The 14,919-nt window shown below is 47.1% G+C and carries 12 protein-coding genes and 2 pseudogenes; 10 read left to right on the top strand and 4 right to left on the bottom strand.

The window, feature by feature from the left end; genetic code table 11:
• Window positions 1–117: 117 nt before the first annotated feature.
• Entirely contained in the window at window positions 118–327 is a 210-nt protein-coding gene (locus NDI48_24775) for a tetratricopeptide repeat protein (GenBank protein MEP0834382.1), read from the top strand.
• On the opposite strand, the pseudogene NDI48_24770 reads toward NDI48_24775, so the two are convergent.
• From NDI48_24770 to NDI48_24755, 4 genes and pseudogenes are all read right to left on the bottom strand, one after another.
• Window positions 293–493 (bottom strand): annotated as a pseudogene (locus NDI48_24770) (tyrosine-type recombinase/integrase). The gene NDI48_24775 and the pseudogene NDI48_24770 overlap by 35 nt on opposite strands.
• A gap of 458 nt (window positions 494–951) precedes the next feature.
• Window positions 952–1,107: pseudogene (locus tag NDI48_24765) on the bottom strand (IS5/IS1182 family transposase).
• Entirely contained in the window at window positions 1,067–1,306 is a 240-nt protein-coding gene (locus NDI48_24760; protein MEP0834381.1) for a hypothetical protein, read from the bottom strand. The pseudogene NDI48_24765 and the gene NDI48_24760 overlap by 41 nt, the downstream one beginning before the upstream one ends.
• Before the next feature lie 169 nt (window positions 1,307–1,475).
• Complete coding sequence (locus tag NDI48_24755) at window positions 1,476–1,814, bottom strand: transposase (GenBank protein MEP0834380.1); 339 nt, start codon at window positions 1,812–1,814, stop codon at window positions 1,476–1,478.
• Window positions 1,815–1,880: 66 nt separating this feature from the next.
• Between NDI48_24755 and NDI48_24750 the strand changes: the two genes are divergently transcribed.
• The 9 genes from NDI48_24750 (at window position 1,881) to NDI48_24710 (ending at window position 14,852) form a co-directional block, all read left to right on the top strand.
• Window positions 1,881–2,174, top strand: a complete 294-nt coding sequence (locus tag NDI48_24750; GenBank protein ID MEP0834379.1) for a helix-turn-helix transcriptional regulator — start codon at window positions 1,881–1,883, stop codon at window positions 2,172–2,174.
• Between the two features lie 16 nt (window positions 2,175–2,190).
• Window positions 2,191–2,880 (top strand): VWA domain-containing protein, encoded by a 690-nt coding sequence (locus tag NDI48_24745; protein MEP0834378.1) that lies wholly within the window; start codon window positions 2,191–2,193, stop codon window positions 2,878–2,880.
• Window positions 2,880–3,626 (top strand): protein phosphatase 2C domain-containing protein, encoded by a 747-nt coding sequence (locus NDI48_24740; protein MEP0834377.1) that lies wholly within the window; start codon window positions 2,880–2,882, stop codon window positions 3,624–3,626. The genes NDI48_24745 and NDI48_24740 overlap by 1 nt, the downstream gene beginning before the upstream one ends.
• Entirely contained in the window at window positions 3,623–5,023 is a 1,401-nt protein-coding gene (locus tag NDI48_24735) for a serine/threonine-protein kinase (GenBank protein ID MEP0834376.1), read from the top strand. The genes NDI48_24740 and NDI48_24735 overlap by 4 nt, the downstream gene beginning before the upstream one ends.
• A complete protein-coding gene (locus tag NDI48_24730; GenBank protein ID MEP0834375.1) occupies window positions 5,020–8,367 on the top strand; it encodes an AAA domain-containing protein in 3,348 nt (1,115 codons plus the stop codon). Before NDI48_24735 ends, NDI48_24730 begins: the two co-directional genes overlap by 4 nt.
• Before the next feature lie 10 nt (window positions 8,368–8,377).
• On the top strand, window positions 8,378–9,916 hold the full coding sequence (locus NDI48_24725) for a hypothetical protein (protein ID MEP0834374.1): 1,539 nt from the start codon (window positions 8,378–8,380) through the stop codon (window positions 9,914–9,916).
• A gap of 24 nt (window positions 9,917–9,940) precedes the next feature.
• Window positions 9,941–12,346, top strand: a complete 2,406-nt coding sequence (locus NDI48_24720) for a hypothetical protein (GenBank protein MEP0834373.1) — start codon at window positions 9,941–9,943, stop codon at window positions 12,344–12,346.
• Window positions 12,347–12,387: 41 nt separating this feature from the next.
• On the top strand, window positions 12,388–14,532 hold the full coding sequence (locus tag NDI48_24715) for a DUF2357 domain-containing protein (protein ID MEP0834372.1): 2,145 nt from the start codon (window positions 12,388–12,390) through the stop codon (window positions 14,530–14,532).
• A gap of 83 nt (window positions 14,533–14,615) precedes the next feature.
• Complete coding sequence (locus NDI48_24710) at window positions 14,616–14,852, top strand: hypothetical protein (protein MEP0834371.1); 237 nt, start codon at window positions 14,616–14,618, stop codon at window positions 14,850–14,852.
• Window positions 14,853–14,919 lie beyond the last annotated feature (67 nt).

The raw sequence follows: 14,919 nt of genomic DNA, 5'->3' as shown, positions 1-14,919 counted from the left end.
CTACGTCAACAGATGGCGAACGCTTGATTAAATTGGAGCGCACACGGCAAGAGCACAATTGCCCTGAAGGGTAGGGATGATGGTTGGCGATCGCGCTTAACTAAGTGCCATTCGGCTATGACCCAATACAATCTAGGTCATGCCTATCACGCTCGCATTCTGGGAGAGCGAGCGGAAAATCTAGAACTAGCTGTTGCTTACTACGAAAGAGCCTTACAAGTGCGTACTCAAGGCTCATTTCCCGAACAGTGGGCAATGACCCAAAACAGTCTAAGTTCTGTTTCCCGATCGGGGATAACATGGAGAGAGATGCGATCGCAGCTTTGACTTGTTCCGAAGGAACCTCTAAGTATCTTTGCAGTTGTTCTAAGTTGCGATGTCCAGAAATCTTTTGAATCACGCGCAATGGGATGCCCGCGTTACTCATTTGAGTTAACGCAGTGCGGCGAAAGCTGTGGGTACTCACGCCCTGTAGACCTACTCTAAAGCAGGAGCTTGTCAAATGCCCGTATATAACCATTTCAGAGAAGGTAGATTTGGGAAAATATAGCCTCTTCAAGCTCTTCTATCTAGAACCTGAAAGCCTTTGAGAATATCGCTTTAAAAAATAGGCTACACTTCATGACAACGTCCTGCTTCTAAACCGACGTTTGTGTAAAAGTGCTCTCGAGTGACAGGAGAGTCGATGTATTAGAAAACCGTCGTTTTAAGAACACAGACCTAACTACCAGCTTAGTTTTATTCCCAAAAAACGCTCAGCCCACGCCATTTGGCTTAGAGCCTATCCGAAAAATCCGTTACGCTGTAAAATGACGTAATGAACACTGATAAAGTCTCGTCAATCTCAACTCCGGTGTAAGGCGAAAGCTAACAGTGACTTGCTAGCGATCGCCAACAAATCCGGTGATGTGTCAATTAATTTCCGCTACTTGAACAACACGCTTGCAGCGCTCAAGTACAACCTCTCAAGAGTTTACGGTACAAGATCAGGCAAGCCGCTAGCTGAATAAATGCCAAGTAGCATTCTGGCTGTTTTTCCCAACGGATGAGCAAACGTCGGAAGCGATTAAACCAGGAATGACCAACTTCTACGACCCATCGGCGTGGTGGATGACGGTTCTCTTGCTGTGGGCGCGGGGATTGGCGCATCTTTTTGTGGAATGTGAGGAATGTATCCTCGTTCTTGTGCTTCTTGCCAACAAGAAGAGTAATCGTAACCTCTATCTAGACACAGATGTTGTTCTACTTGTTGGCTGTCTGGTCTTTCAACAACCACCGCATCTAACAACTGTGCTAACTTCTTCATATCATGTCGGGCGTGCTCCGCTCAAAACTACTGCTAGCGGCACACCCCGACCATCGGTCAGGAGATGGCGTTTGCTACCAGCTTTGCCCCGGTCTGTGGGATTTCTTCCTGTGGCAGTAGCTTCTCCCTCGATCCCCTTTTTCCTAACGGGGCTTTGACGATACAGCCTCTACTCAGATTGCCACTGCCAATCAATTCCCAAGACTTGGTCATACTCTTGCAACAGCACTGCCCAAGCTTTTTGTAAGCAACCATGCTCCACCCATTCACGAAATCGATCGTAGGCGGTAGATTTCGGTCCAAATTCTGGCGGCAGCGCACACCACTGCCCACCCGTGCGAGCTAGATAAATCAAAGCCTCAAACAGGCGACGGTCATTGACACGCGGTCGTCCTGGTTTCTTGCGCGGTTTATCAATCACCAGCACTGGTGCAAGGCGTTGCCATAATTCATCAGGTGTCCGCCAGATAGTAGCTGGTTCGGTTTGACTTTGTTGAGCGCTGTCCATTACGTCATTTTACAACGTAACGGATTTTTCGGATAGGCTCTTAGTAAAATTCCGTAAATATACCAGGTGAGATTCGATGCCTCTTCGGTTAGCCTCGATAAAGACCATCTGGGAGACATCCCCGCCATGCCCATAACCGAATCGCTATCAACCGCTGTGCTTGTGAAGGAAACTCGGAAGCGCCTAGGGCTGACTCAATTGCAGTTTGCCCAATCGTTGGGAGTATCGTTTCAGTCAGTGAACCGCTGGGAACGGGGCAAGACAAAACCTTTGCCGATCGCTCTTAAGCAGATTGAGGTGATGGTCAAGGAGATGGGTAATCGCGGTCAGGATTTGTTGGAGCGGTATTTTGCCGAGTAGGAACCATTATTGAATCATGAGTAAGCTCAAGGATTTCTCAATTGCAACTGCCAGAATGATGCCTGTTATCATCTTGGCAGATGTCAGCGGTAGTATGAGTGCCTACGGCAAACTGGCAGCGCTCAATCGGGCGATTGCTGAGATGATCGCAACTTTTGCTGACGAGCAGGATGCTCGTGCAGAGATTCATGTCGCTGTCATCACATTCGGCGGAGACGGAGCTAAGCTCCACCAGCCGTTACAGCCTGCCTACCAAATTCAATGGACAAATATGGGAGCTAAAGGTTCTACACCGATGGGGGCAGCCTTTGAACTGGCAACTCGCCTCCTGGAAGACAAAACCGTAATTCCCAGCCGCTCTTATCATCCCAACCTGGTTCTAATCTCTGATGGACAGCCCACTGATGAAAGGGGGCGTCCTTCCGACAATTGGAAGGAACCGCTTCAGCAGTTACTCAACTCAGAGCGATCGTCCAAAGCACTGCGTTTGGCAATGGGAATTGGTCCCGACGCGGATGAAGAGACGCTTAAGGCATTTCTCACAGGTCAACACCCTGAAATTCCAGTATTCCGGGCTGATGAAACTAGAATTCAGAAATTTTTCCGTTGGGTTACAGTGACTCTCACCAGCCGCTCCAGAAGCGTGAACCCTAATAGCATTGCTCCCATCGATCCCGATAATCTTGATGACCTTCTAGAATTTTGATGTCACCTATCTCTCAGTCAAATTTGGCATGGTTTGGAGCGTCAGTGCGGGGACGGTTACATACTAAGCAGGATCGCCCTAACGAAGATGCTTGGATGGGAGCATCCGGTGCTTTTGGAACAGCCATTACCATCAGTGATGGCGTGGGATCGAAACCATATGCTCGAACTGGGGCAAAGATGGCTTGTCGAGCGGTGAAGGATGCTTTAAAACCTTGGGCAAGTGCAGAGAATGCACCCTCTGCAACCTTGCTGCGGTTAGTGCATCTCTTCTGGGGATTGCGTGTCCTACCCAATAAAGAAGAGGATAGTGCTGCAACTTGTCTATTTGCCGTTGTTGTGCCATCGGGTAAATTAACGATCGCCAAGCTGGGAGATGGAATTGCCGCAATTCGGAATGCGGATGGCAGCCTGGAGATTGTAGGGGATGAACGACAGGGATTTAGCAATCAAACAACAGGATTAGGAATTACTAAGTCAACCAAGGATTGGGCAGTCATTACCAAACCATGTCTCCTACCAGACACAGCAGTGTTATTAGCGACCGATGGGATTGCAGATGATTTGCTGGGCGATCGCATTGGGGATTTCATCCATACTTTGGTAACTGAGTTTGGCTCAATGGCTCCCCTGCAACGTAGACACGCCTTAGAGCGGGAGCTACGAAACTGGGCTACCCCTAATCATTTGGACGATAAAACGCTGGCAGTACTTTGGTGCAGCAAAGCTGAGGATGGGATGAGATGAACGTTGAAGGCAAACGAGTTGTCGATGAGCACCGAAATGTCTACGAGTTAGAGCGAGAGTTGGGCAGAGGTGGGCAGGGAGCGGTGTTTTCAGTCAAGGGGGGCAGACGAGCCATCAAAGTTCTTTTCGATCGCTCCAGTAGCCAACGTGAGTTGCTGCGACGACAGTTGAAATACATTCAACAGATGAATTTGGAGTTGCGGGAACTAGCGATCGCTCGTCCATTAGAAATGCTACAGCCGCCTCATTTGGGATATGTGATGGAATTGCTAACAGGCATGATGCCTCTATCTCGGCTCATCAATATTCCTCGAAATGTTGATTCACTGGCAGAGTGGTATTTAAGTGGGGGTGGATTGCGTCGCCGTTTACTGCTGCTGGCACGTTGTGCTGAAGTCCTCTCACAACTTCACAGTAAGGGACTGGTCTATAGCGACCCATCGCCGAACAATATCTTCATTTCTGCTGAGGTTGATGCCTGCGAAATTCGTTTGATTGATGCAGATAATCTTCATTACGAAAGCTCCACATTCACAAGGCGATTTCACACACCGGGTTATGGTGCGCCTGAACTAGTGCTGGGGCGAACGGGGGTAAATACATTAACTGATGCCTACGCCTTTGCTGTCATTGCCTTCCGAACCCTCTGCTTAATTCATCCCCTGATGGGAGATCTGGTTATAGATGGTGAACCAGAACTAGAACAGCAAGCCCTGGAGGGTTCTCTACCTTGGGTTGACGATCCTGAGGATCAAAGTAATGCCACGGTTCATGGACTTCCAAGAGACATAGTGTTATCTCCCAAGCTGACAAAGCTGTGCCAACGATGCTTCGGAGAAGGGTTACTCAAACCGGACAAGCGACCGGGAGTTAGTCAGTGGGTAGAGGACTTGTATTCTGCCGCCGATTTCACCCTGGAATGTCCAGAGTGCCACAGTACCTATTACGCAAATCAAAAATGCTGTCCCTGGTGTGGCTCCCCGCGACCTACCCTTGTGCAACTGCTGATTAAACGCTGGGAGCCTTTACCGGATGCCAGAGAGCATCAAAGATTTCTCTCGAATCAGAAGATATTGGCAGCTCTGGCATTTAGCGAACATCAGCCGCTTACCCTCACGAACCGGACTATTAGCGGCAGGACGGGAACCGATAGCCATGTACCTGCGATCGAACTTCGCCTTGAGAAAGCTAATATTCACGTCCGCAGCGTCAACGGGCAATGCTTTTGGCTGACTGCCGATGGGGAACAACAAAAGCCAGTTGAAGTGCAAGATTCATGGAAACGAATTCCGACTGATATGAAACAATATGGCACCTGGCTACTGCACTTTGCTCCAGTCGAGCGCTCACACCGTCTTGCCACCTTCAGGTTTATCCCCGGAGAACGCCAATCATGAGAGTCAGTGATATTCATAGTGGACGGATATACACCATTGAAGTTGAGCGGGGCGATCGCTCCCCATTTGAAGGGCAAGAACTTTTAGCTGTCAAAAACGAAGTTTTCCTCTACAGGTCTGAATTGACAAATGACATTCTTCTCTGTCACGGTTTAGACATTTGGGACATCAGAGGTAAAGATCAACAAAACCAGACTCGTCTGGAAGGCATTCTTGAACGAAATCTGCCCATCCTATGCTGGTTAATGGAAACCCGTCCGAAGGGTCAGTCTTCAACACAACTTTCCATTCAAGTTCACGAATTTCCGGGTAGACTCTACATCCGGGATGAAATGCAGTTTGGCGTTGATGAAAAGATTATTGAGGATGTTCGCAATCGGCATCTGCGACGTTCTGAACCCGTTGAGAAAATTATTGAATGGCTGAACGGTCAAGTTTTCTTGCCACCTGCGAATGAAACAGGAAAAGCGCGGGTTCTGATGCGTACCGGGAAGAATTATCAGGATGGACTGGAAAGTTCCTTTCAGGTGTGTGGCAACAGTACTACAATCGACCTGCGTCGAACTGAGGATGGACGGGTGAGAGTTGAGCGGGTTGCCAGGGCACGACAACCCAAAGACTTTGATGAACAGCGTCCCTTAATCTTGGTAGAGTCACCCATGTCCTTCTGTGACATCTCGATTGCAGGGACACTGCGAGGAGACATTCGCACGGAACTGGATGCGCTTACCAGGAATGCAGATACTTATCTATCCCTATGGCGGGAATATAACGAACTGGAACAGAAGGGAATTCTGCGGCGAGTACAAGAGTTTAGCTGGATTACCTACTCCTCTCAGGAGATGCTGGCAAATGGCGACTACCGCTTTAGAATGCAGATTCAGGGGAATCTGGAGCAGCAACTGCAATTGCTTAGAGATTTATCTGAGTTCTCCCTGGAAGCCAGTGATAAAGAACCTGATCTGAGCAGTCTGGAAAGTGCAGCCAGCAGCCAGAAAGCATTTTTCGGGCAAGTCATCGACATTGATCCTCAGAACTATACTCTGGATATTCGACCACCCGATCCAGATGAATTGCTTTCTCCACCGCCGAAGGGTTTCTTGTTCATTTCTCTTCAAGGCGATCGCACTCGTTTAGGGCGACGCAAGCGAGCGGAAGAGCTTATCCGGACAGCCACCTGTCCGATGCCTCAACTGGGACTCATTCTGCAAAATCAGAAAGTTCCCACCTCAAATCGTCGAAAGCACAAGCCCCTTTCCAGGGCAACACTCGATGTTTTTAACGGTTCGCCAACGACTCGTCAGGAAGAAGCACTGCGAGTTGCTATCAATACCCCTGACATTGCTTTGATCCAGGGACCACCAGGAACGGGCAAAACCAAAGTCATCACTGCTCTCCAAGTCAGACTGGCTGAAATTGCAGAAGACGCGAATGTAAGCCTTTTCCATCGCCTGTTGCTGACTAGCTATCAACATGATGCAGTAGAAAATGCGGCTGAACGGACAGTTGTGTTTGGACTTCCAGCAGTACGGATTGGCGGTAAAGCTAATCGCCGTGATGTACCAGATAATGTTGACCGCTGGCGTCGAGATCGAATTGAAACGCTTCAAGGCAAACTCTCCCAGTTTCCCGAACTGCCGGAAACCGTGCGATTGCGACAGGTACAGAATTTAGTGACGGGTTATGTCTTGACTCCTGGAAATTTACAGCAGACTGCAAGACTGCTTGAAGAGATTTATAACTTGACGAAGGGCAGAATTCCTGGAGAACTCAGCGATCGCTTGCTAGAACAGAGCCGCATCCTTGCTTTAGGAAAGCCTGTTACCAATTTAGTAGATACTGAGGCGAGGGAATCAGCGCTCCGGGCAGTCCGCTCGCTCCGTACCGAGCCGATCTCGTTCTCAGATGATGGTCCGACAACTGCGTACAAAGCTTTGCGTCGTCTTGAACCGCTGAACCTGTTATCGGATAGCGATCGCAGCTTGCTGGAAACAGCAGACAATTGGGATAATTCTGAGTCCCCCAATACTGACCCCCCCTTTCTGCATGACCTAGCATCTTTGCAAAGCCGTCTGTTAGACCAACTAGCTCCTGCTGCTAGTGCTCCAGTCACAACTCCTGTTGCTGACCCAGACATTGAAGCTCTGCTAGAACAGGTTCGAGAGGCACTAAATGAACAAGTTCGCCAGTCTCAATCCGGTGTCGAAGCTGTTTTAGAAGAATACCTAAACGATTTAAAAAGTGACCCCAGCGGTGTGCGAGAGATGCTACGGGATTACACCGTCGTTCTAGCTGCAACTTGTCAGCAAGCAGTCGGCAAGCAGATGGAATTAACAACAGGAAATGTAGACAGCGTTTTTGAAACAGTCATTATTGATGAGGCTGCTAGGGCGAATCCGCTGGATTTGTTCATTCCCATGTCCAAAGCAGAGCGGCGGATTATCCTTGTAGGCGATCACCGCCAACTACCTCACATCTTGGAGGAAGACGTAGAACGGCAACTCAGTTTATCTAGCGAAGCAACCCAGGATGCATTGAGAAAAAGTTTGTTTGAACGATTATTCAAGCAGTTGCAGGAATGGGAAAAGATTGATGGCATCAAGCGTACTGTGACGCTGGATACCCAATATCGGATGCATCCTGTGTTGGGAGAGTTCGTCAGCCGTACCTTTTACGAATATCATGGGGAACCTCCGATTAAAGCGGGTAGACCTGAAAAAGATTTTTTTCACAATCTCCCTGGCTATCAAGATAAGGTGGTTGCATGGATTGATGTTCCCTTTAACCTGGGAAGTGAAAGCAAAGGACAAAGCAAATCTCGGCGTGTTGAAGCTAAACGAATTGCGGACGAATTAAAACGCTTAATTCAATACGATTCCCATCTGACCTTTGGGATCATTGCCTTCTACAGAGCGCAGGTTACGGAACTTTGGCAAGCCCTTTGTGAAGTTGAATTAGCGGAAGTTTCGGATGATGGCACTCATCAGATTGCTCCGGCATGGCGAGAAACTACCAACTACGAGGGCAAACTCGTTGAACGGTTAAGGGTTGGCACTGTTGACGCATTCCAGGGTAAAGAATTCGATGTCGTATTTCTCTCTGTAACGCGCAGCAACAACATTAAAGCGGAGAGTCCAGAAACCTATTTGCGGAAATATGGTTTTTTACTTCTGGAAAACCGTCTTTGCGTTGCCATGAGTCGTCAGCAACGCCTGCTAATTGCCGCAGGTGATTTAGAGATGCTGAGGGCAGAAGCCGATAAACCGAAAAGCGAGCGCCAAGCTATTCGCGAATTAATTGGCTTCTACGAACTCTGTAAAACTCCTCAAGGAAAAGTTTTCTAGGACGAGCGCTATGCCTTTCCGCAAATATACCCCAATTCTCTACTACAATCCCCGCCCTGCTGTTCGTTGGAGTCGGCGACGATATTTTCTCTACCCTGTCCGAATGTACCGAGTCGTTGCACCGCGTGTCTCATCCCGTAAACTCAACATTTTGGAAAAGGCAGTTTTGGGAATGTGTCGCGCTGGAGTAATGGGAGTAGCTGAAATTGGCAGCCATTTGGATATTGGAAAGGATCTAGCAGCCCTCATCATCACTCAACTCTCCGATCAGGATTATGTTGATTCGCGTGGGATGCCAACTCCGAGGGGACTAGAAACGCTAGAGGGTGAAACTTTTATTACTCAGGATGCCACTGCTGGATTCGTCTTTCAAGATCCCTGGACGGGCGACTTATTTCCGCGTTTTGAAGAACGTGAAGCGTATGCTGACGTTCGTTTCAATCATGCACGCTTTCCAGAATTAATCCTGGGTACAACTGGCAAACCCGACTATCAACAACCGTTCATGCCACTATTCATTCAGGGTACAGCAAAAATGCAACCCTCTCCCATTGAAATTCTCAACGCTGTTCAACAACACCGCAGAACACTTAGAAATTCTAGCCGCATTAGAGATGATGATGACGAAATTTGGGCTTCCCAGCAACTTCCTGCTCTCGATCGCATTTCTTTTATTGATGAGGAACCAAGCGATTTGTGGTTGGCTACCTGTCTGTACCTACCTGAAAAAGGTTTAAGCGCAAACACATGGAATGTTTGCGATCCTTTTGGATTGGGTGACAGCCCACTACTGCGTCGCAGGCTAGAAAAACACATTCGAGAACAGACCATTCCGAAATTGCAATCGCTCCTAATGGACCTGCTTGGTGAGCAGCGTGAGGAATCCATCAATCTTGATGATTGGCTCAATTTGGCTGATCGCGAAGCTGGTTTAAAAGTTGAGTATAAATTGACCCCTGCAATTAGAAAATGGGAGGAGTTATTTGAAGATTTGGTCGCCGTCGAGCGAGCGTATATCGAAGCACAGGAGTTGATAGACTCCAAAATTCTTCTCGATAAGCTAAAGGATATTTTGGTCAAGTCGCAAATAGCGGCTGAAAGGCTTTTCAAAGTACTTCAGAAGGAACATCCCACGAAAGGTTACTGGAAGAGAATCTCTGAAAGAAGAGAACATAATCGTGAACCCCTTAATCGTTTTGCTCAAAATGCAGGATTCATAGAGCCACTGCCCGAAGGTTTGCTGAGTGTCGATCGCAAGGCAATCCGAAAAGCAGCAGATGACGGGAATGGATCGTTACGCGCTCTTATGCTGACTGCACTTCTAGCAACTCCAGATAACTCAGCGCATCCGTTACGATTAGCATCTCAACGGCATCCGGATCTGCTGCATTTGCTAGACCAGTTGGCACAGAAGCGCAATTCTTATGCTGGACACGCTACGAGCCAGTACGCTACTGCTCAACCACTAGAACTTTCAGATATTACACAACAAATCGATACCGTGTACAAGTTGGTTGCTGCAACGCTGCAACTGTCCTATCAACCGTAAACTTTCATCTTTTTGGAGAACAACATGGGTAAAAACCGCAGTAAGGCAGGTTTTCCGGGTAATCAAAGCCACTTTGGGAACAAAAACTCTGGAGGAAACGGTAAGAGCAATGCCAATTCTAGTAAACCAAATCCATCAACCTCAGCAAAGCCAGAATTATCCCAAGAACAAGTTGATGCTCTATCGAATAAAGCATTGGAACAACTTACAGAAGCAGAGCTAGAAGCCGCATTGACTTCCTCAATCCCAGAGAATTTCAACATCAAAGATTGGTGGCAGAAAACGCAAATCTTTGATGCCGCTACCAAACACTTGGAATTTGAAGTTCAGCAATTAGACAATCGGAAGCAGGAGTTAGATATTCAGCAAAGCCAGCTACAGGCTGAACTAAATGCTTCAAAAGAACAACATCAAAAACTAACTGAAGAATCCGTCCTTATACAGCAAGAACGAGAACAACTGCAACAGCATATCGTAGAGTTGAACCAACGGGAGCGACAACTTAGAGAACAAGAAGCCAATGCAGCAGCAGGTTTTCTTGCACAAAATCGTGCAGCCTTAACTCAATTGGAACAGCAAGTTCAGCAACTCAGCCAAGAATTAGCTCAAGCATACAACAAAAAAATTGAGATTCAACAACAACTAGAAATTGATATTACCCAGAAATATGCCGAGTTTGAGCAAGCAATTTCTATAACTCGCCAGGAAATTGAAAATGAACGAAAACAACTGAGGAAAGAACGAAACAAGTTAGAGATAGATCGAGAATTGTTGAACGAGGATCGGGAGTCTTTTGAAGAAAAAGTTGCTCAACGAGCCGCCGCAAATATTGAGAGTTTGGAAGCTCATCTGCGAGTGTGGAAAGAGCGTTACGAGAAATCTCAGGAATTACAACGCAGTTTAGAAACAAATCTGCGTAAGGCTGTTGATGCTGCAAAAAGGTTTGGTCAGCGTAGTCCAGAGGAAATCTTGGCAGAACTGGAAGACTTGCGTCGCCGAAATGATGAATTAGAGCAAAAATTGGCTGAACGCCCTACAGAAGCTACTGCAAAACGCCTAGAAGATTTGGAATCTCACAAGGAACAGTGGGAAGCTGAGCGTTTTCGACTAATGACTAGAGTGCAGGAGTTGGATCGATCGGCAGCGACTAATCGAATTGCAGTCGTTAATTTGGAAACCCTACGAGATGAAAAAGAAGCTCTGGAAGCCAGCAATAATCGTCTTCGGGCAGTATTAGACGAGTTGAGGGTGAACGTCAATGATGCGATCGCACAGTCCAAAGAGCGCAGTCCGTTTGAGAAATGTGTCCAGATGGATAAAGATGAAAGGCTGCAAACTGCCCCTGTTACCTCACACGAACCAATTAACCTTACAGAGTTTGCTGAAGACCTTCGTTATCGAATCGCGTTTTCTCCCCTAGAGAAGGACAAGCGGCTGTACTACTCAGAGCAGGACATCCGCACATTCTTGGGCGGTATCGCAATGAGCAAACTTCACATTTTACAGGGTATCAGCGGTACAGGCAAAACTAGTCTCCCGATTGCGTTTGCTCGTGCTCTGGGACAGCGGGGACGAAACAACTACAAACTGGTTGAAGTGCAGGCAGGGTGGCGCGATCGCCAGGATCTAATTGGCTATTTCAACTCTTTTGAAGGAAAGTTCTACGAAACCGAGTTTCTGACTGCTTTATACGAAGCTCAGTGTCCAGAATTTCAAGACCAGATCTACATCATCATTCTAGATGAGATGAACTTGTCCCGACCAGAGCAATACTTTGCAGACTTCCTATCTAAATTAGAGCAGGATTCTCCAGAACTTAGATTGAATACCGATCTAGAACGTCCTTCACCCAAACTCTTCAAAAAGAATGACACACAAATTATTCCACCTAACGTCTGGTTTGTTGGAACTGCTAACCAGGACGAGACTACATTAGAGTTTGCCGATAAGACATACGATCGTGCCCATATTATGGAACTGGAACGCAGTCACGCAAACTTTAACATTCCCAATAAACCTTCGGCAAGACATCCAATTTCCTACAAATTGCTAACTGACGCATTCAAGGAAGCTCAACGACAACATTGTGGAGAGGCTGCCAAAGCCTTTCAGTTCCTAAATGAAGCTCTGTCTGAGCTGCTAGGACGTAAATTCAAGATTGGTTGGGGAAACCGCCTACAACGACAGATGGATGACTTCATTCCTGTGGTGATTGCAGCAGGAGGTTCTCTGACTGAGGCAACCGATCATATTCTGGCAACTAAGATTTTGCGGAAGATATGCGATCGCCATGACATTCAGCCGGAAGGCTTGAGAGAACTTCAGAAGGCAATCGAGACTGACTGGTCAAGCTTGGATACAGGTGAACCAGAAAAGTCGTTGAAGATTATCGAAATAGAATTGGATCGGCTTGAGCGGGGAGCATATTGATTATGCAATTCCACAATCGGCTGACTGGAAAAACGAGCAGAATGCTACCCCAGAAACCAGTACTTGGTCAGTGGCAAATTTTGACTGACGCAGAATCGGCGATCATCAATGCTGTTCAAATTTCGCCCCAGTCCAGGCGATATGTCTTTCCAGATGCTAACCAGCATTTTTCGCTGCGCCTGTCCAATGAAATTTCACACGAAAGAGTTTTTCCTATTTGGCAGATTCCCTCTGACCTGTTGCTAGAGAGCATTCGGTTTTTTGGATGGGAGCGGCAAGCATTAGTTGATCAAGATAGTGCATGGGAAGAGTGGGTGAACATATCGCCTCTAGTGCAGAAGCCTGACATTGAGAAAACAATTCGTCTCCAGCGCCTAGAAGAACTCATTAAAAAGCATCTTGGGCATATTGAGGAGATTTGCCATCGTCCCAGAACTTATCTCAAGATGGAAACCGAGCGACTGCCTGTCTCCCGTGTACAGCGAATCTCGCCTCATGCTACGGAATTTTTGACGGCTCATACTGAGGACTGGGAGAAACGCACCTTTCGTAAGGTACGCCCTAAACGAGTTTTATGTCTAATTCGGGAAGATTTGTTAGACATCTATGAGAACAAAGTCACTGCCCGATTGATTGAGCATCTACTGAAATACCTCCAGACACGAATCCTAAAGGTGCAAGCTCTTCAGAGAGAATTAGAGCAGGCAGACGATTTTTCTAAAGATACTCAGAAGATTCATTGGAGAAATCGAGACCGAATTTGTAACCTGTGGGGTGAACAATTTGAGGCTGGAACTGCTCTAAAAACGGCGGAAGAAACTCTCAAAATACTGAAACAATTGAAATACAAGTTACTCGGCTTGTTAGATACAGAACTGTACCGTACCCTTCCAAAACATGCCGATGTTGGCAACACCCTTAAACGAACAAATATTCTGATCAACGATCAGCACTATCGCTATGTCGATCGCCTTTGGCAAGCTTGGAGTCCTTGGAAACGCGGACAGATGAAAAATGCCCAGCAGGTCTTTGATGCTTTTCAGGAAGTTTTTAAGGGATTTGAGGCATTTTGTTTATTACTGATTAGCCGTGCTTTAACAGGAAACAGTAAGGCGAATGATGAAGGATTAGGATTTAAAACTAGCAATTCTCGCCTTCCAAATCCTGGTGATTCCATCCAATTCAAAAGTTTGAGAGGTAATATTAGCCTAACATGGCAACGGGATGGAATTTTCCTGCTGGAAGCAGAGGGGATTCAACGTCTACGGTTAGTTCCACTTCTGCTACCACTGACTGCTACGTCAGATGAAGATACAGTTAATCCTATCCTTAGCGAATTTGCATCAATTTTTTCTAATCAACACCGAGAGCAGACAATCATTCTATATCTAGGGGGAGAAGATAAGCAGCAGGAGCTTTTGTTCTCATTGCAGCGACAAACTAATACCTTGGGCAATGACCGCTTTACAGAAGAATTGGCTCTGGCTCTATTGCCCGTCAGTCCATTGGAAGTAGTCAGTGTTGAGCGAGTTGCTCGTGCAATTCAATGGTGGTTTTGCAGCCAACATTATCAAGCCTATCCCTATACAATTGAAGGAAAATTGCATCCCCTGCTACTGGAACAAAATACCTGGATTGTTCAGCAAGGACGAGAATACAAACTGTTTCGTCCACCTGCTCCAGATGAGCAGAGCCTTTTCAACGAGCGTCTCTCAAAACTAATTAATCAAGCTAAGTCTCGCGGATCAGCAGCTAAGGGGGAGTTAGTTGAACTGCAAAAGTTTAATAACTTACCTATTCAAACACAAGACCGATTCAAGCCACTGTTGATATGCCCAACCTGTTATCAGGAGACTGATCGCTTCACGCACCTAGACAGTCAATGCTTCCGCTGCGACTGTGAAAAGTGTGGTAGTACTTGGGGAACTCGAACTTGTAGAAACTGTGGCGAAAGATATCCTTACATTCAGATGTCTAGTTCAGACAGCATTCACTCACTCCATCACCAGCAAGTAGGATGGATCGATGGCGCGTTTGGCAGAAATACTCTAGCTATTCCCTGTTGGAATGATAAGAGTGGCAGCAACTTTATTTGCTCTTCTTGTGGAGCTTGCAGTCGAGCCGCATCAACTCACTGTGGGAGCTGTAGCCGTTGCGATAATCCTCGCGACCAAGGAATGCCTTAAGGTTTCATCCCCCACCCTCCACTCTAGGAATCATACAGCCTTGAGCGACCGAAAAAGGGAATTAGCGAGGGCAGGCTGAGAGCATGGTAGAAAAATGCTTGCCAATTGAGGGTGAGCTGCCTGACCTGTTGCTCAAAAAAGCTTCGCTTCTGGGCTTGCAGGCAAAATACTCTCAAGCCGCTAAGTTGCTACTATCATTGAATCGGGAATACCCAAATCGTCCAGCTATCCTTAAGCGACTCGTTTTGGTCTTCGAGCAGTTGCGAGATACTGGGAAAGCAGTAGCTTTTTTAAGGGCTTACTCAAAGGTATGCCCCTAACGATCTGTGGGCTACACGCAAGCTTGACCAGTTCGCTGCCCTTGGGTTCCGTTAATCCTCTAGTTTC

The sequence above is a fragment of the Microcoleus sp. AS-A8 genome, assembly GCA_039962225.1.
Classification (GTDB): domain Bacteria; phylum Cyanobacteriota; class Cyanobacteriia; order Cyanobacteriales; family Coleofasciculaceae; genus Allocoleopsis.
Note: the sequence above shows the minus strand (reverse complement) of the source record. Positions and strands in the feature narration are given on the sequence as shown.

What these genes read in the sequence shown, in the direction of transcription:
- NDI48_24775 (MEP0834382.1), top strand. Translation starts at nt 118, where the DNA reads ATGACCCAATACAATCTAGGTCATGCCTATCACGCTCGCATTCTGGGA.
- NDI48_24760 (MEP0834381.1), bottom strand. Translation starts at nt 1,306, where the DNA reads ATGAAGAAGTTAGCACAGTTGTTAGATGCGGTGGTTGTTGAAAGACCA.
- NDI48_24755 (MEP0834380.1), bottom strand. Translation starts at nt 1,814, where the DNA reads ATGGACAGCGCTCAACAAAGTCAAACCGAACCAGCTACTATCTGGCGG.
- NDI48_24745 (MEP0834378.1), top strand. Translation starts at nt 2,191, where the DNA reads ATGAGTAAGCTCAAGGATTTCTCAATTGCAACTGCCAGAATGATGCCT.
- NDI48_24740 (MEP0834377.1), top strand. Translation starts at nt 2,880, where the DNA reads ATGTCACCTATCTCTCAGTCAAATTTGGCATGGTTTGGAGCGTCAGTG.
- NDI48_24735 (MEP0834376.1), top strand. Translation starts at nt 3,623, where the DNA reads ATGAACGTTGAAGGCAAACGAGTTGTCGATGAGCACCGAAATGTCTAC.
- NDI48_24730 (MEP0834375.1), top strand. Translation starts at nt 5,020, where the DNA reads ATGAGAGTCAGTGATATTCATAGTGGACGGATATACACCATTGAAGTT.
- NDI48_24725 (MEP0834374.1), top strand. Translation starts at nt 8,378, where the DNA reads ATGCCTTTCCGCAAATATACCCCAATTCTCTACTACAATCCCCGCCCT.
- NDI48_24720 (MEP0834373.1), top strand. Translation starts at nt 9,941, where the DNA reads ATGGGTAAAAACCGCAGTAAGGCAGGTTTTCCGGGTAATCAAAGCCAC.
- NDI48_24715 (MEP0834372.1), top strand. Translation starts at nt 12,388, where the DNA reads ATGCTACCCCAGAAACCAGTACTTGGTCAGTGGCAAATTTTGACTGAC.
- NDI48_24710 (MEP0834371.1), top strand. Translation starts at nt 14,616, where the DNA reads ATGGTAGAAAAATGCTTGCCAATTGAGGGTGAGCTGCCTGACCTGTTG.